This window comes from Xanthomonas sp. F4 (genome assembly GCF_011761895.1).
Genome location: NZ_JAASQX010000002.1, coordinates 857933 through 879455 on the forward strand (window position 1 = coordinate 857933; position 21523 = coordinate 879455).

General features: G+C 70.0%; 18 protein-coding genes. 3 read left to right on the top strand and 15 right to left on the bottom strand.

What is annotated here, in order from left to right:
- Positions 1-200 precede the first annotated feature (200 nt).
- Entirely contained in the window at positions 201-548 is a 348-nt protein-coding gene (locus FHR66_RS11655; protein WP_160965714.1) for a helix-turn-helix domain-containing protein, read from the top strand.
- A 181-nt stretch (positions 549-729) separates the two neighbouring features.
- Here FHR66_RS11655 and FHR66_RS11660 read toward each other — a convergent pair whose 3' ends face one another.
- From FHR66_RS11660 to FHR66_RS11680, 5 genes are all read right to left on the bottom strand, one after another.
- On the bottom strand, positions 730-2262 hold the full coding sequence (locus tag FHR66_RS11660) for a GDSL-type esterase/lipase family protein (protein ID WP_167087806.1): 1533 nt from the start codon (positions 2260-2262) through the stop codon (positions 730-732).
- Positions 2263-2480: 218 nt separating this feature from the next.
- On the bottom strand, positions 2481-4058 hold the full coding sequence (locus tag FHR66_RS11665) for a DHA2 family efflux MFS transporter permease subunit (RefSeq protein ID WP_160965710.1): 1578 nt from the start codon (positions 4056-4058) through the stop codon (positions 2481-2483).
- A gap of 8 nt (positions 4059-4066) precedes the next feature.
- Complete coding sequence (locus tag FHR66_RS11670) at positions 4067-5248, bottom strand: efflux RND transporter periplasmic adaptor subunit (protein WP_160965708.1); 1182 nt, start codon at positions 5246-5248, stop codon at positions 4067-4069.
- A gap of 10 nt (positions 5249-5258) precedes the next feature.
- Positions 5259-6746, bottom strand: a complete 1488-nt coding sequence (locus tag FHR66_RS11675) for an efflux transporter outer membrane subunit (protein WP_160965706.1) — start codon at positions 6744-6746, stop codon at positions 5259-5261.
- A gap of 10 nt (positions 6747-6756) precedes the next feature.
- Positions 6757-7206 (bottom strand): MarR family winged helix-turn-helix transcriptional regulator, encoded by a 450-nt coding sequence (locus FHR66_RS11680; protein ID WP_160965704.1) that lies wholly within the window; start codon positions 7204-7206, stop codon positions 6757-6759.
- A gap of 141 nt (positions 7207-7347) precedes the next feature.
- On the opposite strand from FHR66_RS11680, the gene FHR66_RS11685 reads away from it, so the two are divergent.
- Complete coding sequence (locus tag FHR66_RS11685; protein WP_160965702.1) at positions 7348-8232, top strand: AraC family transcriptional regulator; 885 nt, start codon at positions 7348-7350, stop codon at positions 8230-8232.
- Between the two features lie 57 nt (positions 8233-8289).
- Positions 8290-10533: a DNA topoisomerase IV subunit A gene (parC, locus tag FHR66_RS11690; protein WP_160965700.1), complete on the top strand. Its 2244-nt coding sequence runs from the start codon at positions 8290-8292 to the stop codon at positions 10531-10533.
- Between the two features lie 341 nt (positions 10534-10874).
- On the opposite strand, the gene FHR66_RS11695 is transcribed toward parC, so the two are convergent.
- The 10 genes from FHR66_RS11695 to bfr all read right to left on the bottom strand — a co-directional run bounded on the left by FHR66_RS11695 (position 10875) and on the right by bfr (position 21442).
- A complete protein-coding gene (locus FHR66_RS11695) occupies positions 10875-11546 on the bottom strand; it encodes a TetR/AcrR family transcriptional regulator (protein WP_160965698.1) in 672 nt (223 codons plus the stop codon).
- Between the two features lie 165 nt (positions 11547-11711).
- Positions 11712-13154 carry an aldehyde dehydrogenase family protein gene (locus tag FHR66_RS11700; RefSeq protein ID WP_167087808.1) on the bottom strand — a complete coding sequence of 481 codons (1443 nt, stop codon included), beginning with the start codon at positions 13152-13154 and terminating at the stop codon, positions 11712-11714.
- A 122-nt stretch (positions 13155-13276) separates the two neighbouring features.
- A complete protein-coding gene (locus FHR66_RS11705; protein WP_160965887.1) occupies positions 13277-14428 on the bottom strand; it encodes an MFS transporter in 1152 nt (383 codons plus the stop codon).
- An 84-nt stretch (positions 14429-14512) separates the two neighbouring features.
- Positions 14513-15151 (bottom strand): hypothetical protein, encoded by a 639-nt coding sequence (locus FHR66_RS11710; protein ID WP_160965696.1) that lies wholly within the window; start codon positions 15149-15151, stop codon positions 14513-14515.
- Positions 15152-15154: 3 nt separating this feature from the next.
- Positions 15155-16603: an aspartate aminotransferase family protein gene (locus tag FHR66_RS11715; RefSeq protein ID WP_160965694.1), complete on the bottom strand. Its 1449-nt coding sequence runs from the start codon at positions 16601-16603 to the stop codon at positions 15155-15157.
- A 49-nt stretch (positions 16604-16652) separates the two neighbouring features.
- On the bottom strand, positions 16653-17294 hold the full coding sequence (locus FHR66_RS11720; RefSeq protein ID WP_160965692.1) for a class II aldolase/adducin family protein: 642 nt from the start codon (positions 17292-17294) through the stop codon (positions 16653-16655).
- Positions 17281-18924: a xylulokinase gene (locus FHR66_RS11725; protein ID WP_160965690.1), complete on the bottom strand. Its 1644-nt coding sequence runs from the start codon at positions 18922-18924 to the stop codon at positions 17281-17283. Before FHR66_RS11725 ends, FHR66_RS11720 begins: the two co-directional genes overlap by 14 nt.
- Before the next feature lie 3 nt (positions 18925-18927).
- Positions 18928-19821, bottom strand: coding sequence for a TorF family putative porin (locus FHR66_RS11730; protein ID WP_160965885.1), 894 nt, complete (start codon positions 19819-19821; stop codon positions 18928-18930).
- Between the two features lie 118 nt (positions 19822-19939).
- On the bottom strand, positions 19940-20365 hold the full coding sequence (locus FHR66_RS11735) for a DUF2147 domain-containing protein (protein ID WP_160965688.1): 426 nt from the start codon (positions 20363-20365) through the stop codon (positions 19940-19942).
- Positions 20366-20950: 585 nt separating this feature from the next.
- Entirely contained in the window at positions 20951-21442 is a 492-nt protein-coding gene (gene bfr / locus FHR66_RS11740) for a bacterioferritin (protein ID WP_160965686.1), read from the bottom strand.
- Positions 21443-21523: the final 81 nt, after the last annotated feature.

Here is a 21523-nt window from a genome sequence, read left to right on the forward strand (position 1 = left end):
CGCGGGGCGGCGGCGCACCGCGGCGCCGACACCCTCGTGTCCACAACGTCCATGTCCTGCATGCGCATCCTCGCGCGTCCGTACATTCCACACCGCGCAAGTATTGAATCTCCGAACAATTGGAGTCAAGCGTGGCTGTACGACAAGCCGACGGATGCTCCATATCTTGGTAGGCCCGCCGTCCCCCGAGGCCCACCGCGATGAATAGCTTCGGCGACCGTTTGCGCGAAGCCAGAAAAGCCGCCGGGCTCACCCAGGAACAGTTGGGCTTTGCGCTGGACGTGACCAAGTCGTCGGTGTCGGCCTGGGAGAACGACCGCGAAACGCCGAGCTTTCGCCTGCTGCCGACGCTGCGCAACGTGCTGAATCGCTCGCTCGACGAACTGGTGTGCGGCGTGGGCCCGGGCAAGCGCGTGCAGGACCTGCCCTCCGACTATCCCTTGCTGGCCCAGGATGCGCAGGAGCGTGCGCTATTGGCACGCTATCGCAACGCGCCGCCGGGCCACCGCGAAGCCGTGCTGCAACTGCTCAAGCCCAACAGCGGTTGAGTCGCGCTGGCGGCGGTTGCGGCTTGCGGGCACCGCCAGCAACGAAGGCATGCCATTCGTAGGAGCGGCTTCAGCCGCGACAGGGCGTTATCGGTAACGCCTCGTCGCGGCTGAAGCCGCTCCTACGAGGACAACGCCGCGTCCCGGTGAGCCGCGGCAAGCGTGATGTTGGAGACTCCCTTCAGCCACCGACGCCGAGCTTGCGCAGCGCCTCGCCCCAGATCGCGTAGCCCGCTTCGCTGGGATGGGTGCCGTCAGGCATCAGCGCCGCCGGCAGCGTGCCGTCCAGCTGCAGGAAGCGCGCGCCGATGTCGAGCCAGCGCACCTGCGGGTCGTGACCGAAGCGCGCGGCCAGCAGGCGGTTGGTCTCCAGGATCGGCGCACGCTGCGGCGCATCGGCGGCGAAGCCGCGCGGGAAGATCCCCATCAGCACGATCCGGCTGCGCGGCAGGCGCCGCCGGATGTCGGCGACCACCGCCGCCACGCCGTCGGCGGTCTCCTGCGGCGTATTGGTGCGCGCATGTTCGGTGCCGGCGAGATTGTTGGTGCCGAGGTTGATCACCACCCAGCGTGGCGCCAGACCGTCGACCTCGCCCTGGCGCAGCCGCCACAGCACGTTCTGGGTGCGGTCCCAGCCGAAGCCCAGATTCAGCACCCGCGCATCGCCGAAGGTGCGCTGCCAGGCCTGCGGCCCGTTCACCCGGATCGCCTGCGGCGCGCCAGCCCAGAAATGGGTGATCGAATCGCCGAGCATCACCACCTGCGGCCGCAGCTGTCGCGCCGCGTCCAGCGCGGCACGGTGGCGGCCGTACCAGTCGTAGGAATCCTGCTCCAGCCAGGGCACCGGGATGCGTGCGGTATCGACGTCGGTCATCGCGTCCAGCGGCACCCGCGGCGCTTCGTCGAGCAGCCGTGCCAGGGTCGGCTCGATGGCTTCGGCCATGCGCCGCTGCCCGCGCGTGTCCGGGTGCAGCGCACCGCTACCCGGACGCTGCCGCGGATCGTAGAACAGGCCCTGCTCCAGCGTGCCGTCGGCGCGCTGGAACACCGTGCCGATGTCCAGATAGGCCACGCGCGGATGGTCGCCGTAGCGCACCGCCAGCGCGCGGTTGACCTCGGCATCGCGCGCGCTCTTCTGCGCCGACAGCGCGCTGGGCAGCAGGCCCAGCAACAGGATGCGCGTGCGTGGCAGGCGCTGCTCCAACGTAGCCACCACCGCATCGATGCCGCGCACCGTGTCCGCGGCGCTGTGCCCGTCGCGGCCGGTGTTGTTGGTGCCGATCAGCAGAACCGCGACCTTGGGCCGCAGGCCGTCGACTTCGCCGTGCTGCAGGCGCCACAGCACGTGTTCGGTGGCGTCGCCGCTGAAGCCGAGGTTGAGTGCGCCACGGCTGCCGTAGAAAGTCTGCCAGGTCGACTGGAAGTCCTGGTCCGGCGCCTGCGCCTTCTCGTAGTTCTGGGTGATCGAATCGCCGATCAGCAGCAGCGGCGCATCCGGATGCGCGCGCACCTGCGCCAGCACTTGCTGGTGGCGCTCGGCCCACCAGGCTTCCTGCAGGCGATCGGCCGGGGTCACCGGAACCGACGAGGGCACAGGCAGCGGCACGGCCTGGGCGCTGCCCGGATGCGCACCGAGGCACAGCACTGCAAGGACGGCCGCACGCGGGAGCGATACGGCGAAGCGGGCGCCGAGGGCGCGGAGAAAGCGCTGCATGTGCGGGGCTGCCGAAGCCTGCGAAGAGCCGCATTCTGGTGTGCGGGCCGCAGCAGCGGCAAGTGCCCCGCGCAGGAGCGCGACGCCGGGCACGCATGCCGTGCCGGCAGCGTTGGCACGGCATGCCGGGCGCTACGCCAGCGTGCAATGGGACGCACGCGACGCGATCGCATCACCGGCGCGGACTGTCTGCAGCCCGCGCCGGCCGAACTCCGGACTCAGTGGCCGCCGGCCGCCGCCGCGCCACCGCCGCCGCCGAACGGCGGCTTGGCCAGCCACAGGAAGAAGATGATCCCGAGGAAGGTCCAGCCCAGCAGGTAGAAGATGTCGTTGAAGCCCATCTGCGAGGCCTGGTGGTTGATGGTGTTGTTGAGAAAGGCCGCGCCGCTCTGCAGGCTGCCGTTGCCCATCATCTGCACCTGTTCCTGCATGCCCGGCGTGTAGGTGGAGATGTGCTCGGTCAGGTGCGCATGGTGCAGCTGCGTGCGCTTGGCCCACAGGTAGGTGGTCAGCGAGGCGGCGAAGCTGCCGCCCAACGTACGCAGGAACGTGGCCAGGCCGGAACCGGCGGCGATCTCGCGCCCGTCCAGGTCCGACAGCAGGATCTGCAGCACCGGCATGAAGAACAGCGCCACGCCCACGCCCATCAGCAACTGCACCCCGGCCACGTGCGGGAAATCCACCTGCAGGTTGAAGTCCGAGCGCATGAAGCTGGTGGCGGCCATGAAGATGAAGGCGATGCTGGCCAGCATCCGCAGGTCGAAGCGCGAGGCGTACTTGCCGACGAACGGGGTCATGATCACCGGCAGGATGCCGATCGGCGCGGTGGCCAGGCCGGCCCAGATCGCGGTATAGCCCATGTCGCGCTGCAGCCACTGCGGGATCAGCAGCGACACGCTGAAGAACGCGGCGTAGGCCACGATCAGCGCCATGGTGCCGGCGCGGAAGTTGCGGTGGCGGAACAGGCGCAGGTCGACGATCGGATCCTTGTCGGTCAGTTCCCAGATCAGGAACACCGCCAGCGCCACCGCCGAGATCGCGGCCAGCACGATGATCTTGGTCGAATTGAACCAGTCTTCGTCGTTGCCCAAGTCCAGCACCACCTGCAGGCAGCCGACGCCGATGATCAGGGTGATCAGGCCGACGTAGTCCATGCGCGGGCGTTCGGTCGGCTCGGGGCGATCGCGCAACTGCGAGCCGACCACGGTCGCGGCGATGATGCCCAGCGGTACGTTGATCAGGAAGATCCATTCCCAGCTGTAGTTGTCGGTGATCCAGCCGCCGAGGATCGGCCCGGCGATGGGCGCGACCACGGTGATCATCGCCAGCAAGGCCAGCGCCTGGCCGCGTTTCTCGCGCGGGTAGATCGACACCAGCAGGCTCTGGGTGATCGGGTACATCGGGCCGCAGACGAAGCCCTGCAGCGCGCGCGACACCACCAGCATGCCCATGCTCTGGGCCAGGCCGCACAGCAGCGAGGCCGCGGTGAAGGCCAGCGTGGCCCACACGAACAGCTTGGTCTCGCCGAAGCGGCGGCTGAGGAAGCCGGTCAGCGGCAGCGCGATGGCGTTGCTGACCGCGAACGAGGTGATGACCCAGGTCGCCTGCTGCGAACTGGCGCCGAGGTTGCCGGCGATGGTGGGCAGCGAGACGTTGGCGATGGTGGTGTCGAGCACCTGCATGAACGAGGCCATCGCCAGGCCCACCGTGCACAACGCCACACTGGGCGGACGAAACGCGGCGGCCGGTGCGCCCGGAACCCCGGGCGCGGCGGGAGCGGCTGCTTGGTTGGACATGGCCGGGCTCAGTTCGCCTTGGCGGCGTCGGGCAGGTTGGCGTGGATGATCTGCTTCACGGCCGCATCGGCCTGCTGCAGTTGCTGGGCATAGACGTCGGTATCCAGCAGCACGCCGCTGGCCGGCTTGCTCGGCAGCACCGAGCCGTTCTGATCATGCAGGTTGACGTTGACCTTCATCGACAGGCCGATGCGCAGCGGGTGCTGCTCCAACTGCTTGGCGTCGATGGCGATGCGCACCGGCACGCGCTGCACGATCTTGATCCAGTTGCCGCTGGCGTTCTGCGCCGGCAGCAGCGAGAACGCGCTGCCGGTGCCGATGCCCAGGCTCTGCACGGTGCCGCGGTAGCTCACCGCGCCGCCATACAGATCCGACTCCAGCTCCACCGGCTGGCCCAGGCGCATGTGCTTGAGCTGGGTTTCCTTGAAGTTGGCGTCCACCCACACCTGGTTCAGCGGCACCACCGCCATCAGCGCGGTGCCGGGCTGCACGCGCTGGCCGACCTGCACCGAGCGCCGCGCCACATAGCCGGACACCGGCGCGACGATGGCGCTGCGGGCGTTGTTGAGGAAGGCCTGGCGCACCTGCGCGGCGGCACCCTGCACGTCGGGCTGGTCGGCCACGCCGTTTTCGTCGATCAGCGCGCGGTTGCGCGCCAGGCTCTCGCGCGACCCGCTGACCGCGGCCTCGGCAGCGGCCAGCTGATCGCGGGCATGCGCCAGCTCTTCGGCGGAGATCGCACCGGTGGCGACCAGGCTGGCGCGGCGGGCCACGTCGGCGCGGGCACGCTGCAGGGTCACCTGCTGCGCGGACAGTTCGGCCTGGGCGCCCTCGACCGAGCGGTACAGACCGCGCACCTGGCGCACGGTGCGCGCCAGATTGGCCTCGGCCTGCTGCAGCGCGACCTCGGTGTCGGCCGGGTCGAGCTTGACCAGCGGCTGGCCGCGCTCCACGCGCATGCCGTCGTCGGCGTCGATGCGCACCACGGTGCCGGCCACCATCGGGGTGATCTGCACCAGGTTGCCCTGCACGTAGGCGTCGTCGGTGTCCTCGTGCCAGCGGCCGACCAGGAAGTACCAGATCGCCAGCGCGATCAGCACCAGCACCACTACCACGGCCAGGCCGCGCAGCAGCTTGCCGCGCCGGCTGGTGGCGGGAGCGGGGGAAGCGGGGGTCGTTGTCTGATTCATTGCAGCGATCTCAGGAATGCGAAGGTGCGGAAGAAGAAGAGCTCGGCGCGTCGGCGGCGGAGGTGGCGTCGTAGCCGCCGCCCAGCGCCTGATTCAGGCGCACCGAGACCAGGATCTGGTTGGATTGCAGCGAGGCCAGGCGCTGCTGCGCGTCCAGCAACTGCTGCTGGGCGCTGAGCACGTCCAGGTAGTTGCCGATGCCGGCGCGGTAGCGCTGCTGCGACAGGTCGAAGGCGGCCTGCGCGGTCTCCAGCGCCTGCGTCTGCTGCTGCACCTGCTCGGCCAGCGAACGCGCCGCGTTGACCTGATCGGCCACCTCGCGCAACGCCGCCACCAACGTCTGGTTGTAGTTGGCCACCGCCAGGTCGTACTGCGCATCGCGCTCGGCCAACTGGCTGCGCAGCCGCCCGCTGTCGAACAGCGGCAGGCTCACGCCCGGGCTGAGCAGGCCCAGCACCGACGAACTCTTGAACAGGTCGCCCGGGTTGGTGGCGGCGACGCCGCCCAGCAGGGTCAGATTGATGCTGGGATAGAACTGCGCCTTGGCCGCATGGATGCCCTGCGAGGCGGCTTCCACCCGCCAGCGCGCGGCGACCACGTCGGGCCGGCGGCCGAGCAGGTCGCTGGGCAGCACCGAGGGCACCCGCGCGGCCTGCGGGTCGAGCAGGCGCGGCCGCTCGATCTGCAGCCCGCGGTCCGGGCCGCGGCCGAGCAAGGCGGCCAGCGCAGTGCGCGCTTCGTCGATCTGCTGCTGCGCCGCCGCCTGCTGCTGCCGCGCCGCCGGCACCCGCGCTTCGGCCTGGCGCAGTTGCAGGTTGTTGTCGATACCGGCATCGCGGCGCTGCCGCACCAGCTTCAGGCTGTTCTCCGAGCGCGCCAGTTCGGCGCCGGCCAGGTCGTACAGATGCCAGGCATACCCCAGCTGTGCGTAGGCGCGGGCGACGCCGGCCGACAGGTCCAGGCGCGCGGCCTGCGCGTCGACCTCGGCCGCATGCGCCTGGTCCACCGCCGCTTCCCAGGCCGCGCGCTTGCCGCCCCACAGGTCGAAGCCGTAGCTGAAATCCAGCAGCGCCTGTTCGTTATGGAGGTACTTGCCGCCGATCTCGTCGCCGGCCAGGCCCTTGGGCAGTTGCAGGCCGGTGTAGCCGGCCGACAGCGACAGCTTGGCACCGCGGTCGGCATCGGCGGCGCCGGCCTGCGCCTGCGCCAGGCGCAGCCGCGCATCGGCCGCGTCCAGGCTGGGCGTGCCCTGCAGGGCCTCGGCGATCAGGGCGTCGAGCTGCGGGTCGCCCAGCGCCTTCCACCAGTCCTGCTGCGGCCACGGCGCCGGCGCCAGGGCGTCGGTGGCCAGGGTCTTGCCGATGTGCAGTTGGCGATCGGCATCGAGCCGGCGCCCCTGCGGTTCCAGGCCGCGGCTGCTGGCGCAGGCGGCCAGTGCCAGGGTGAGAGCCGCGACCGCGAACGGGAGCAGGCGGGAGAGAGAAGGAGACAGAGTCATGTGGGCGGGTTCAGGGCGAATTGAGGGAATCGCGGACGCGGGCCAACAACGAAAACAGGTGCTCGCGCTCTTCGGCGGACAGATCGCGCAAGGCGTCGGCGATGGCGTCGTCGCCGCGGCGCTTGAGCTGCTGCCACAACGCCTGGCCTTCGTCGGTGAGCACCAGCCGCAGCGCGCGGCGGTCCTGCGCGTGCGCCTCGCGGCGTACCCAGCCCAGGTCTTCCAGCTTGTCCAGCAGGCGCGTCACCGCGCTGGGGTTCTGGTCGATGGCCTGGGCCAGTTCGTTGGCGGTGCACGGCGCCATGTGGGCCAGGGCTTTCATGCCGATGTAGTGGCTGAAGCCCAGGTCCGGCTCCAGCCCGGCCATGGCCTGGTCGAGACGGCGCATCAGGCCGTCACGCACCTGGCGCAGCAACAGGCCGAACGACGGCGGGCCAGGCAGGGAGGGAGCGCAATTCATGGGCGCCTATTATTTTCATTTAGAAATATATGTCAAGAAAATATCCCTAAGGAAAGTAGATGCTGCGTTGCAGCGGAGGAACGCTGGCGGCGAACGCACTGTAGCGGCGCACGGTCATGGCTCGGTATTACAATCCGGACAATGGATATCGAAATCGAGCCATCCCACTCCACCCCCACCCCCGCTACTGCCGGCTCCGACAGCGCCCTGGACCCGCGCGCCATGCAGTGGTTCGAACGCGCCGATGGCCCGCCCGCGCTGGCGTTCATGGCGCATTCGCCGGTGTCGCTGCGGCGCGAGGTGGACTGGCATCGCCACGTGCGCGGGCAGTTGATCTACGTGGAGGACGGCGTACTGGGCACCCGCACCGCGCACGGCCAGTGGTCGTTGCCGCCGGGCTGCGCCGGCTGGATGCCGCCGCAGGAACTGCACACCGTGCAGGTGTCCGGGCGGGTGCGCAGCTACCTGGTGCTGATCCGCCCCGACGTCTGCGCCGACCTGCCGCCGCGGACCTGCGTGATCGGCATGAACGGCCTGTTCCGGGAGCTGCTGCGGCGGATGACCCAGTGGGGCGTGCCGCTGGAACTGGAAGCCGAGCAGCAGCGCCTGTGCGCGGTGCTGCTGGACGAGGTCCGCAATGCCCCGGTCGAGCACCTGCACCTGCCGATGCCGCGCGACCGGCGCCTGCTGCGCATCGCCACCCAGTTGCTGGAAACCCCCGCCGACGACCGCTCGCTGGCGCAATGGGCGCACTGGGCCGGGCTGTCGCCGCGCAGCCTGAGCCGGCACTTCCGCGACGAGACCGGCTTCGGCTTCGCCGGCTGGCGCCAGCAGGCGCGGCTGGCCGAGGCGCTGCGCCGGCTCAGCGACGGCGCCAGCGTCGCCGACACCGCCTTCCGCCTGGGCTACAGCAGCCCCAGCGCCTTCGTCACCGCCTTCCGCGGCCGTTTCGGCCATCCTCCGGCCCGTTACCTGGCCAGCGCCGGCGGCACGCGCGGCTTGGCATCGCCGGCCGCATCCGGATAATCGACCGGCTGACCTGCGGCGCCTGGCGCCGCGTCCCCCTATAGGTACTTCCTGCGCATGACCGATCTCGCCCGCCCCGCCTTCCATGGCTTCGAACAGCTGCCGCTGCGCGAATACGCCGAACGCGCCTACCTCGACTACTCCATGTACGTGGTGCTGGACCGCGCCCTGCCCTTCCTCGGCGACGGGCTCAAGCCGGTGCAGCGGCGCATCATCTATGCGATGAGCGAGCTGGGCCTGAACGCGACGGCCAAGCCGAAGAAGTCCGCGCGCACCGTCGGCGACGTGATCGGCAAGTACCACCCGCACGGCGACAGCGCCTGCTACGAAGCGCTGGTGCTGATGGCGCAGCCGTTCTCCTACCGTTACCCGCTGATCGAAGGCCAGGGCAACTTCGGCTCCACCGACGACCCGAAGTCGTTCGCGGCGATGCGCTACACCGAATCCAAGCTGACCCCGATCGCCGAAGTGCTGCTGGGCGAACTGGGCCAGGGCACGGTGGACTGGTCGCCGAACTTCGACGGCACCATGGACGAGCCGACCTGGATGCCGGCGCGGCTGCCGCACCTGCTGCTCAACGGCACCACCGGCATCGCCGTGGGTATGGCCACCGACGTGCCGCCGCACAACCTCAACGAGATCGTCAGCGCGCTGATCCGCCTGCTCGACGACCCCGACGCCAGCGTCGCCGACCTGTGCGAACACGTGCGCGGCCCGGACTACCCGACCACCGCCGAGATCATCACCCCGGCCGCCGACCTGCGCACCCTCTACGAGACCGGCCATGGCAGCGTGCGCGCCCGCGCCACCTACCAGAAGGAAAACGCCAACATCGTGGTCACGGCGCTGCCCTACCAGGTGTCGCCGTCCAAGGTGATCGAGCAGATCGCCCAGCAGATGCGCGCCAAGAAGCTGCCGTGGCTGGAAGACATCCGCGACGAGTCCGACCACGCCAACCCGGTGCGGGTGGTGCTGGTGCCGCGCTCCAACCGGGTCGATGCCGACCAGTTGATGGGCCACCTGTTCGCCACCACCGACCTGGAGCGCAGCTACCGGGTCAACCTCAACGTGATCGGCCTGGACGGCCGTCCGCAGGTCAAGAACCTCAAGACCCTGCTGGAGGAATGGCTGCGCTTCCGCAGCGACACCGTGGTGCGCCGCCTCAACCATCGGCTGGAGAAGGTCGAGCGCCGCCTGCACCTGTTGGAAGGCCTGCTGACCGCGTTCCTCAACCTGGACGAAGTGATCCGCATCATCCGCAGCGAGGACGAGCCGAAGCCGGCGCTGATCGCGCGCTTCGCGCTCAGCGAGGAACAGGCCGACTACATCCTGGAGACGCGCCTGCGCCAGCTGGCGCGGCTGGAAGAGATGAAGATCCGCGGCGAGCAGGACGCGCTGGCCAAGGAACGCGAGCAGTTGCAGGCGGTGCTGGCCAGCAAGACCAAGCTGAAGAAGCTGATCAAGGACGAACTGATGGCCGACGCCAAGAAGTTCGGCGACGCGCGGCGCTCGCCGCTGGTGCAGCGTGGCGCGGCCCAGGCCATCGACGAGACCGAACTGGTGCCGAGCGAGCCGATGACGGTCGTGATGTCGGAGAAGGGCTGGATCCGCGCGGCCAAGGGCCACGACGTGGACCCGGCGGCGCTGTCCTACCGCGACGGCGACGGTCTGCTGGCCGCGGTGCGCGGACGCAGCACGCAACAGGTGGCGTTCCTGGATTCGGAAGGCCGTGCCTATTCGACCCTGGTGCATACCCTGCCCTCGGCGCGTGGCAACGGCGAACCGCTGACCGGACGCTTCTCGCCCGCGGCCGGCGCGTCGTTCCAGGCGCTGGCGAGCGGCGAGAGCGATTCCCGCCTGGTGCTGGCGTCCTCGCACGGCTACGGCTTCGTCACCCGCTTCGAGAACCTGACCAGCCGCAACAAGGCCGGCAAGGCCATGCTCAACCTGACCCCGAACGCCAAGGTGCTGCCGCCGGCACCGGTGAGCGGCGCCGGCAGCGACCGCATCGTCGCGGTCACCAGCGCCGGCCACCTGCTGGCCTTTCCGGTCGCCGACCTGCCCGAGCTGGACAAGGGCAAGGGCAACAAGATCATCGACATCCCCAAGGCCAAGCTCAGCACCGAACGGGTGGTGGCGATCGCCGCGGTGGCGCCGGGCAACACGCTGCTGGTGAAGAGCGGCCAGCGCACCATGTCGCTGTCGTTCAAGGACCTGGACGCCTACCTCGGCGCCCGCGCCAGCCGCGGCGGGCTGCTGCCGCGCGGCTGGCAGAAGGTCGACGATCTGGCGGTGGAGTAAGCGCTTGCGCTTGGCGCTTGGCGCCAAGCGCGGGATTGGGGATTCGGGATTGGGGATGTGGGTTTCGCGCAAGTGCGGCGTTTGCGTGCGGCCCGGCATCCCGCTTTTCGTAGGAGCGGCTTCAGCCGCGAAGCCTTACCGCTGAACCATGGCGGTTGAAGCGTAAAAAACAACCACGAGCTGCACGCGCATCGCGTGCGACGCCAAGCGTCCCGAATACCTGCACGTCACGCGGCTTTTTGTGGGAGGGGCTTCAGCCCCGACGCGCATCACCTGCAGCGCGTCGGGGCTGAAGCCACTCCCACAACACGGCCATCCGATCAGCCGAGCACACGCATCGCCTACCCAGCCGATGCTCCATCGCGCAGCTGCTCGATATGGCTGGCGATCATCGCCGCCACGGTGTCGGCCACCGCGCGGGCGCTCAGGCGGGTGTCGAACAACAGTTCCACGGTGGCGTAGATCAGGTCGACCACGATGCGGCTGACCAGTCGCAACTGGCGCGGATCGGCGTCGGGAAAGGCCTCGCTGAGGAAGCGCACCTGGCCCTTGGTCACCTGCGCATGCGAATCCAGGCGCACCTGCTGCAACGCCGGCACCGCGCGCAGCGCGCGCAGCACCCACACCCCGCCCTCGGTCGCCTTGGTGACGCGGTAGGTATCCAGCACCAATCCGGCCAGCGCACGCTGCAGGTCATCGCGCGTGCCGCTCATCGCCGACAGGGTGATCCACTTGGGGATGAGCTGGTTCTGCCGCTCCATCAGCCTCCGGCCCAATTCCGACAGCAGCGCGTACTTGTTGGGGAAATAGCGGTACAACGCCGGCGGCGTCAGCCCGGCACGCGCGCACACCAGGTTGGTGGACAGCCGCTCCACGCCGACGTCGCCGAGCAGTTGCGCGGTGACCGAAAGGATCTGTTCGTAGGTCTCGGTGGCGCGATGCTGGGCCGGCACCTTGTTCCCGGTCAGGCGCGGGCGGTGCGGTGCGGAGGGACGCGGCGTGTCGGCGGGCATGGGATCTCGATGGTGGTGAAGCGGCAGGCGCCGCGGTGGCGGCACTACGCCAGCCTCACGGCACGCATCGTCGCGGCAATGGGCGCGCGGACTGCGCCGCGACGTCGTTGCACGCGCCGACATCGCATCTTACCGCGCCCGTACCTGACACACCGGCAGCAATGATCAGCGCCGCGCCAGCCACGCGCTGAGTCCGGCCGCCAAGCGCTGTTGCAACCTGGTGTACGGAGGAAAGAACGCCTTGACGATCGGCAGGCGGCCGCCCTGCAGCAGCGCGCGTTCGTGCGAGAAGGCGCGGAATCCGTGCACGCCGTGCGCGCTGCCGAAGCCCGAGGCGCCAACGCCGCCGAACGGCAAACCGCTGTGCACGAACTGCTGCAGGCAATGGTTGACGACCGCGCTGCCGGAACTGGTACGCGCCAGCACCCGCGCGATGCCGGCGCGGTCGCGGCTCCACAGATACAGCGCCAGCGGCTTGGGCGCGGCGTCGAGGCGGTCGAGCACGTCGTCGAGACGTTCGAACTCGATCACCGGCAACACCGGACCGAAGATCTCTTCCTGCGCGATCCGTGCCTGCGCTGGCACCTGCGCCAGCAGCGTCGGCGCCACGTAGCGCCGCCCCGCGTCGTGCTCGCCACCGGCCAGCAGCTGCGCGCCGCCGGCGCGCGCCTCGTCGATCAGCGCGGCCACGCGCGCCGCATGCGCCGGGTGGATCATGCGCGCCAGGTGCGGACTGGCGGCGACCGCCTGCGCATCGGCGCCGTAGCGCTGCGCCAGCAGGGCGCGACAGTGGTCGAGCAGACGCGCGCTGACGTCGCGATGCACGAACAAGGTATCCGGCGCGATGCAGGTCTGCCCGGCGTTGACCAGCTTGGCCCAGACGATCACCTCGGCGGCACGGCGCAGGTCGGCGCTGCGGTCGACGATCACCGGCGACTTGCCGCCCAGCTCCAGCGTCACCGGCGTCAACTGCCGCGCTGCCGCGGCCATCACCTGCCGACCGACCGATGCCGAGCCGGTGAAGAACACATGGTCGAACGGACACGCCAGCAAGGCCTGCGCGGTCGCCGCGCCGCCTTGCACCAGGGCCACCTCCTCCGGCGCGAACGCTTCCTCCAGCACCGCCTGCAGCACCGCATTGACCTGCGGGGTGAACTCGGAGGGCTTGATCAACGCCGTGTTGCCGGCGGCCAGCGCCGACACCAGCGGCCCCAGCACGGTGGCTACCGGGTAGTTCCAGGGCCCGATGATCAGGCAGCGGCCCTTGGGCTGGAACGCGATGCGCGCGCGCGTGCCCAGGGCCAGCAGGGTCGGCGCGACCTTGCGCGGACGCATCCAGCGCGGCAGCTGCGCGATGGCGGTGGCGATCTCGTCGACCACCGGCAACACCTCGGTCAATTCGACTTCCAGCGCGGGCTTGGCGAAATCGGCGGCGAAGGCCGCGATCAGCGCCTGCCGCCGCGCCAGCAGCGCATCGCGCAGCGCACGCAGATGTGCGCGCCGTGCGTTCGCCGAGGAGTCGCGCCAGGCCAGCGCGGTGGCCTGCTGCGCGGCGAACAGCGCCACGATCGTCTCCGGCGCGGTGTCCTGCACGGGCTCAGGCGACATCGCCACGCTCCTGCTTGTCGGACATCGGCCATCGCCCTGTGCGTGGCAGCACCCTGCCCTGCACCACGCGCGGCCTACCGGCGCGCGTCGCGATGGCGGCCAGCGCGCTCACACGGCCACCATCACCGCGCATGCGATCCAGCCTCCACGACCGCCAGGCGATGTTGCCGCCGGCCGATCCACAGCGCCAGCAGCGCCGCGGCCAGCGCAAATCCCAGGCCGACCAGCGGCACCGGCGCCGGATCGTCGGCGTGCAGCAGCAGCGAGGCCAGCAACGGCCCGCAGGCCGATCCGATCAACTGCGCGGCCGGCACCAGCACCGCCACCCGCCCCTGCGCATCGGCGCGCAGCGCCAGTCCGACATGGAACGGCATCAGGAACATCCAGGCGAAGCCGAACGCCACGCACACCGCGGCAAAGCCCAGCGCCGCATTGCCGGGAACCCGGTACATCGCCGCGGCGACCAGGCACAGCGCCACGCTGCCCAGGGTCAGGGTCGCCGTCACCGACAACCGGCGCACCCAGTAGATCGCCGCCAGCCCGCCGACGATCTGCATGCCCAGCACCCACGAGGTCTGCAGCTGCGCCGCGTGCGCATCCAGCCCCGCGCGCAGCGCCAGCGGCTCCAGATAGGCCCACAGCGCGCCGATCGCCGACATCTGCAGGAAGGCGACCAACAACGGCGCCAGCGTCGCCGGCGACCAGCGCAGCCTGGCGGTGGCGGTCGCCGCGCAGTGGGCAGCGGCTGCGGGGGCCAGGCGCGCCGGCGCCGGCAGCGCCGCCGTCAGCGGCAGCACCAGCAGGCAGGTCGCGGCCATCGCGACGAAACCGCCCTTCCAGCCGGCCGCCGGCAACACCCACAGCGCCAGCGCCGACGCCAGCGCGATCTGCGCCAGCGCCTGCAGCACCATGAACACCGCGGTGATCCGGTCCGGCGTGGCCGCGCGCACGATGCTCACCGTGGCCACCCAGACCAGCAGGCCCTCGGCCAGGCCGGCGATGGCGCGCAGCGCGACGAAGGCCGCATCGCCCTGCGCCTGCACTGTGGCCAGGTTCAGCAGCGCCGCCAGCAGCGCCGCCACGATCGCCGTGTTGCGCTGCCAGGACACCGGCAGCAGCGCATCGCCCAGCGCCACCCCGATGCCCAGCGCGATGATCTCGCCCATCGCCACCACGCCCACCCCGGGCAGGGTGATCAGGTGCTGCTCGACCAGCGCGCCGAGCACGATCGGCTGCACACCGAGGATCAGCAGGGCGATGGCGCCGATCGACAAGGCCGCAGCGAGCGGACGCGCCGCCTGCGCGGCGGCGGGCAGGATGGACGTTGGAGAGGGCGTGGCGGTCATCGCAGCGATTCCTCAATACCCGGTGGTTTCGGCCGGCAGTTCGCCTGCGGCAAAGGCCGCGGCGGCACGCGTCTGGTCCTTGCGCAAGCGCCCGTTGGCGATGCGCCGCACCCACCATGGCAGTTCCCGCACCTGCCCGCCGGTGGCCGCGGCAAGCACATAGGCCTTGGCGCACTTTTCGAACAGTTCCACGTTCAGTGCCAGCCGTTGCGCACTGGTCCCCAGGCACAGCGGGCGCCCGCCCAGCAGCAGGGCGTTGCCGATCTGCGACGGCGCACCGGCCAAGGCGTCCGCGGCCGCCAGCGGCGCCGGCATCGGCCCGATGTGCCGGGCCTGCTCGTCGAACACCTGCGGCAGCACGCCGCCGACGTCGGCCAGGCGGTTGCCGAACGCGCCGGCCGACCAGGCGCTGGCGCCGACGTCGGGACGCCGCAGGTAGACCTGCGCGTGCACCTGCGCCGACGCCGGCAGCGCCGGGTCGCGCCAGTCCAGCCATTGCGGCCGCTCCGCGTCGAGCGTGCCGCAGCACATCGCCGTGGTGCCTGGGCAGCGCAGCGAAAGCGCTGCCGCATCGTCGCCGAGCAGGCGCTTGGCCACGAGCCGCTCGCGTGTGTGCAGCCACAGCGCTTCGATTTGCTGGACGGTGGGCATGCGCTACACCAGCTTGAACACGTCGTCGAAGCGATTCAGCGCCTCGTCGATCACCGCGTCGGTATCGGCGCGACTGGTGTAGATGCGGCTGCCGGCCAGGGTGATCAGCCCGTGTGCCGAGTACGCCGCGCCCATCTCCTCCATCATGTGCTTGCGCTCCTTGGCCTCGTTGCGCACGCGCCACAACTTGTACAGGTTGCCGGTGTCCAGCAGCAGCACGCCGGAGGTCTGCAGGTGCACGATCGAGCCCATGTTGTAGACCACGTACGGCAGGCCGAGACGGCGGATGATCGCCTCCAGGCCCTGGCGCAGGCGATCGCCGGCCCGGCCGGCCTGGCCGGCGGCGTCGCTGCGCTGCGCCTCCAGCAAGGCGTGGTAGCCGGCCACGCAGGACAGCGGATTGGCCGACAGCGTGCCGCCGACGAAGGCGCGTCGCGCGGTGGTGCCGATGCCACCGACCAGGCTCATCATCACCTCGCGGCGGCCGCCGATCGCCCCGGCCATCGGATAGCCACCGGCCAGGCATTTGCCGAGCACGGTGATGTCCGGCAGCACCCCGAAGTAGCCCTGCGCACCGCCCGGGCCGAGCCGGAAGCCGGTGACCACTTCGTCGAAGATCAGCAGCGCGCCGAACTCGTCGCACAACTTGCGCACCTGCCGGTTGTAGTCGTGGTGCACCGGCCGCGTGCCGCTCTCCGGCCCCAGCGGCTCCAGCAGCACCGCCGCGGTGCCGCCGCGCAGGCGATTGAATTGCAGCTTGCGGCGCAATGCCTCCAGATCGTTGGGATGGCATTCCTGGGTGTAGGCGGTGGCGCCGCGCGGGATGCCGATCGCCTCCATGCGCCCGGTGCCCGGCAGGCGCATGCCGTACACCAGCTGATCGCTCCAGCCGTGGTATGCGCCGCCGATCTTGATGATCCATTTCTTGCGGGTGTGGGTGCGGGCCAGGCGCACCGCGCCCATCACCGCCTCGGTGCCGGAGCCGAGCAGGCGCAGCATCTCCACGGCCGGCATGCTGGCGCAGACCAGTTCGGCCAGCTTGACCTCGTACTCGTGCAGCAGGCCGGTCACCGGGCCGCACTGGTCCAGCACCGCCTGCACGTGCTCGCGCAGTTCCGGCGGATTGGAGCCGAGCAGGGTCGGGCCACCGGCCTGCAGGAAGTCGATGTAGCGGTTGCCGTCCACGTCGGTCAGGTACGCGCCCTCGGCGCTGTGCATCGCCAGCGGGAACGGATGGTTGAACGCCAGGTTGTGCTGCACGCCGCCGGGGATCACCTGCTTGGCCGCCTCGCCCAAGCGCCTGGAGCCCTGGCAGCGCTCGTCGAAATAGCGCATCACCTTGGCCATGCCGGCGGCGCCGATCGGCCGCATCGGCTGGTTCACCAGTGCATGGAAACGCGCGTACAGCTGGTCCACATCGGGCCATTGCGAAATGGCGGGAGTCTGGCTCATGGTCGGTGCCGGGTTCGGGGGAACGGAAACGGAAAGGGCGTGCATGGGTTCAGGCCTCCAGTGCGGTGAGGACGGCGCGCAACGGCGCAGCCATTCCGGCGTCGTGCAGCGCGCGGCGTTCGATGCGGCGTGCCAGGTGATCGCGCGCCACCTGCTCCAGCGCATCGACCGCGGCCACCGCCTGTTCCAGGCTGCGGCCGCAGCACAGCACGCCGTGGTTGCGCATCAGATAGGCGTGGCTTGACGGGCGCAGTTGCCGCGCCAGCAGCCAGGCCAGCAGCCCGGTGCCGGACGGGAAGTAGCCGACCATCGGCACGCGTGCGCCGATTACCGCCTGCAACGCGGTGTCCTCCACCGGCAGCGCCGCGCCGAGCAGCGCGCAGGCGCTGGCCACCGGCTGATGGGTGTGGATGCTGCAGGCCACGTCGGGCCGGCGGCGCAGCACCTGCGCATGCAGGCCGGTCTCCACCGACGGCGTGGCGGCACCGTCCAGTTGCCGCAGATCGGCCAGGCGCACCACGCAAATGTCCTCGGCGCGCATCGCCAGGTAGTCGGTGGCCGACGGCGTCACCGCGAAGCGCTCGGCGTCCAGGCGCAGCGCGACGTTGCCGCCGGTGCCGGCCAGGTAGCCGCGCCGCGACAGCTCCACGCACAGCGCGACCACGCGCGCGCGTTGTTCATGGGCAAACATGCTGAGGAACCTCCGGCACGCACTCGGGAGCGGGATTCATGCGCCGGTAGATCGGCGCCAGGGTGCGCTGCAATTCGCGGAACGTCGCATAGCGGTCGTCGTACAGCGCGCGGTTGCGCGGCGACGGCTCGTATACCCGGCGCGCGCGTTGCAACGCCGGCAGGTCGGCGAAGCGCAGCCGGCCCAGGCCAACGCCGGCGATGAAAGTGGCGCCGATCGCATTGGCCTGGATCGGATTGTGCAGTTGCCGGATCGGCTGGCCGCCGACGTCGGCGATGATCTGGCACCACAGGTCCGACTGCGCACCGCCGCCGACCGCGGCGATCACGCCGGGATCGCGGCCGAGCAGGCGCGCGAATGGCTCCATCATCCAGCGCGTGTTCAACGCCACCCCTTCCATGAAGGCGCGGATGATGTCCTCGCGGGTATGCATCAGCGACAGATTGACCAGCCCGGCGCGCAGGCTGTGGTCCTCCACCGGGGTGCGCTCCCCGAACAGCCACGGCATGTACACCAGGCCGTTGGCCCCGGGCGGCACGCGCGCGGCGATGACGTTGAGCACTTCGTACACGTCCGGACGATCCTCGTCGCGGAGCAACTCATCGGGATGGAACAGGATGCGGTCGCGCAGGAACGACAGGTTGGCGCCGGCGGTGGACTGCAGCGCGGTGGCCAGGTAGCGCCCGCTCACCGCACACGGCACCGCGGCGATGTTGCTGAACACGTCGGTCTTCATCCGCGGCACGTGCGCGCCCAGCCACGACGAGGTGCCCAGATACAGATGCGCGGCATAGTCGTCGACCGCCGCGGCCACCGCCACCGCCGAGTTGTCGATGGCGCCGGCGATCACCCGGGTCTGCGGCGATAGCCCCAACTGCGCGGCCACCTGCGGCAGCAGCGGCCCCAGCACCTCGGTGGAGGCCACCAGGTCCGGCAGCTTGTCGCGCTCGATGCCCAGCAGCCGCAGCAAGCCATCGTCGTAGCGGATGCGCATCGGGTCGCGGTTGTCGGTGACCCAGGTGGTCAGCACCGAATCGGCGGTGGCGCAGAAGCGCCCGGTCAGCCGCAGGTTGAGATAGTCCAGCGCGTTGAGGAACTTGTGCGTGCGCTGGTAGCGCTGCGGTTCGTGGTCGCGCAGGTAGGCGATGTGGCCGGCGCAATCCTTGCCGCTGCCGGCCGGCGCGCCGCCGCTCAGGCGCAGCCAGCGCAACAGTTTCACCGGCGCATAGCCGCGCACGTTGAGCCAGCGCCCGCGCAGGCGCCGCGCGATCGCCGCCTGCCCGCGCATGTCCAGCCACAGCATGGCGTTGCCCAGCGCCTGGCCGTCGTGGTCCACGCACACGGTGCACTCGCCCTGGGTCGAGCAGCACACCGCGGTCACCCGACGGCGCAGCGCCTCGCCCCCTTGCAGCACCGCCGCGGCGGTGACCAGCAGCGCGTTCCACCAGTCGCGCGGATCCTGCTCGGCACAGACCCCGTGCACGTGCAGCGGCACCGGTTCGAACGCCCAGGCGATCACCTGGCCGTCCAGCGTGACCAGCGCGCACTTGCAGCCGGAGGTTCCCAGATCCACCGCCAGCACCAGCGGCTGGTCGCCGCCACGGTCAGCATCGAGCAGTTCGCTGCGCATGGGTCAGAACGTGTAGCCGATCGAGGCCACGAGGGTGTCGCCGTCGGTCTTGCGGATGCGTCCGCCGTCCTGCACCCAGTACAGTTCGTGCGCGTTGACCCGGGTGCTGACCCAGTCCAGGTTCCAGTCCAGGCCCCAACGCTTGTGGGTGACGCCGATCTGGTAGTCGGCGAAGCTGCCCTCGCTGAAATTGCGCAGCTTCTGGTAGCCGGCGTGCAGGCGCAGCGTGGTCGACGGCAGCAGCGACGGCAGCAGCGGGGTCTGGTAGTTGAGATCGCCCAGCAGGGTGCCGCGCGAGTCATGTTCGCCGCGGGCGAAGCAGCGCAGCGCCGTCGTCGGGTCGGCGGCGAACTGCAGGATCTGCGCGCACACGCCGCCGGTGTCGGCGCCGCGGTAGGTCTTGGAGAACACGTACAGCACGCGGCCTTCGATCGCGCCGTAGCCGAGTTCCAGCACGCCGAAATTGCTGTCGTAGTCGGTGCGGCGGACATCCGCCGGCGTGCCGGTCTGCAGATCGATCTGGTGCGGGGCCAGGAAGCTGGCGCCGGGGAAGCGCTCGGTGGCCAGGCCGACGCCGGCATGCCAGGCATCGGGATTGCCGAAGCGGTAGCCGGCCGCCGCGGTGATACCCAGGCCGTCGCCGTCGAGGAACTGCTTCTTGCTGACCTTGGCCACCTCCAATAGCGCAACGAAGCCGCTGGCATGCACGAACTGGGTGGTCCACTTCAGCGACGGACGCATCAGCGAGTCGGACACGCCGCGCGTGCGCTGCTCGCTCATCAGCTTGATCTGGTTCTGGAACTCGTAGTTGACCATGCCATCGGTCTCGGTCTGCTGGGCGTGGGCCTGGGCGCAGCACGCGCCGTGCAGGGCCAGTGCGCCCGCGAGGGTCGCCATGAAGCGGACTGCCGTCATCTCAATCTCCCCTGGTTCGCTGAGGAAGGTGGGACGCGCGGTGGCCGTCGTCGGCCCCGCACGTCGATGGCGCCGGCGCGTTGCGCGCGCGGCGAGTCGACTACTTGGCGCAGACCGGCGTGCTGGGCAGCGCCTGCACGCGGGTGAAGCGTTCGGTCTCGCCGAGCACTTCCACGCCGACGAAGGCGCGCAGGTCCAGCGACTTGCCGCTGGCGCGCAGCGTGGCCTTGTAGCGCTTGCCGCTGCGCGGATCGAAGGCCCAGCCGTCGCGCCAGGTGTCGCCGTCCTCGCGGCCCAGGCGCGCGATCTGCACGCCGCAGGTATCGGTGGCGGTGCCGGCGTCCTTGTCCCAGACGATGCGCCCGCACAAGGCGGTGGCCGCATCCGCGCAGGGCGCGAACTCCACCACCGCATCCTTGGCCGCGGTCAGCCACAGCCCCTGCGCCGCGGCCGGTGCGGCGCCCGCCGCGGCCGGCGCCAGCAACCATCCTGCGACGAACGCACCGACCGCGCCGTACCGCTTCATTCCCAGATTCGCCTGCATCGAACGCCCCCTCGCCATCGCGCAATTCAGTAGTGAAAACTACCGTATAGCGATCACTACTGTTTTGCAAGCATTGCCGGTACGGCGCTTGGCGCGGACCTGACGAGGCGCACAAGTGACTGTATTTCAAGGGATTCCGTGCGTAGCGCCATGCCGGCGCCGGCCGTTTTTTGCGGCATTGCAACAGCAGCCAGCGGGGGCTTCGAAGTGGAGCAGTCCGCTTTGCGGCCATGTCCCAACGCCTCGAACCCGCTGAATGCGTCGATCACACGTCCTCGGACAACGCAACCACACGTGCGCAGCCGAACACGGTCGGCAACGGCACGAAACGACCAGGGAAGCTGAGGTTGGTCCGCGTTCGCTGCAGCCTGGCTACAGCGACCAACGCGACGACATCGATGACACGCATCGCCCGCGAGTGCGGCAGTGCCGATGCGGGCCAACGAGAGAGATGGCGACGGGCACGATCGACCGGTCGCAAGCGGCCGGCGATGGCGCGGCCGCGGTGGCGGGAAGCTCCCGCTCAACGCATCGGCGCCTCCCGCAGGCGGGAGACGCGCGCTTGGATCAGGCGTCCTTGCCGGACACGTGCCCGTCGATCTTCGAGGTCTGGTACAGCGCCATGCCGATGCGCTTGATCAGGCCAAGCTGCTGCTCCAGCCACCACGCATGGTCTTCCTCGGTGTCGCGCAACTGGGCCAGCAGCACGTCGCGGCTGACGTAGTCGCCGTGCTGCTCGCACAGCTTCATGCCCGCAGCCAGGTTGGCGCGCACTTCGTACTCGACCTTCAGGTCCTTCTCCAGCATCTCCTCGACCGTGCGCCCGGGTTCGAACGCATGCGGACGCATGTCCGGGTCGCCCTCCAGGAACAGGATGCGCCGCAGCAGCGCATCGGCGTGCTCGGTTTCCTCTTCCATTTCATGGTTGATGCGCTCGTACAGCGCCTGCAGGCCCTGGTCCTCGTAACGCCGCGAGTGGATGAAATACTGGTCGCGCGCGGCCAGTTCGCCGCGCAGCAGCTCCTTGAGGCATTGCACAACGTCGGGGTGTCCCTTCATGGGGCGGGCTCCGTGGGGTCGACTGAGGGCGCCATAGTGCCCGATGCCGCCACGCCGCGTTCCAATCGGAATCATTCACAT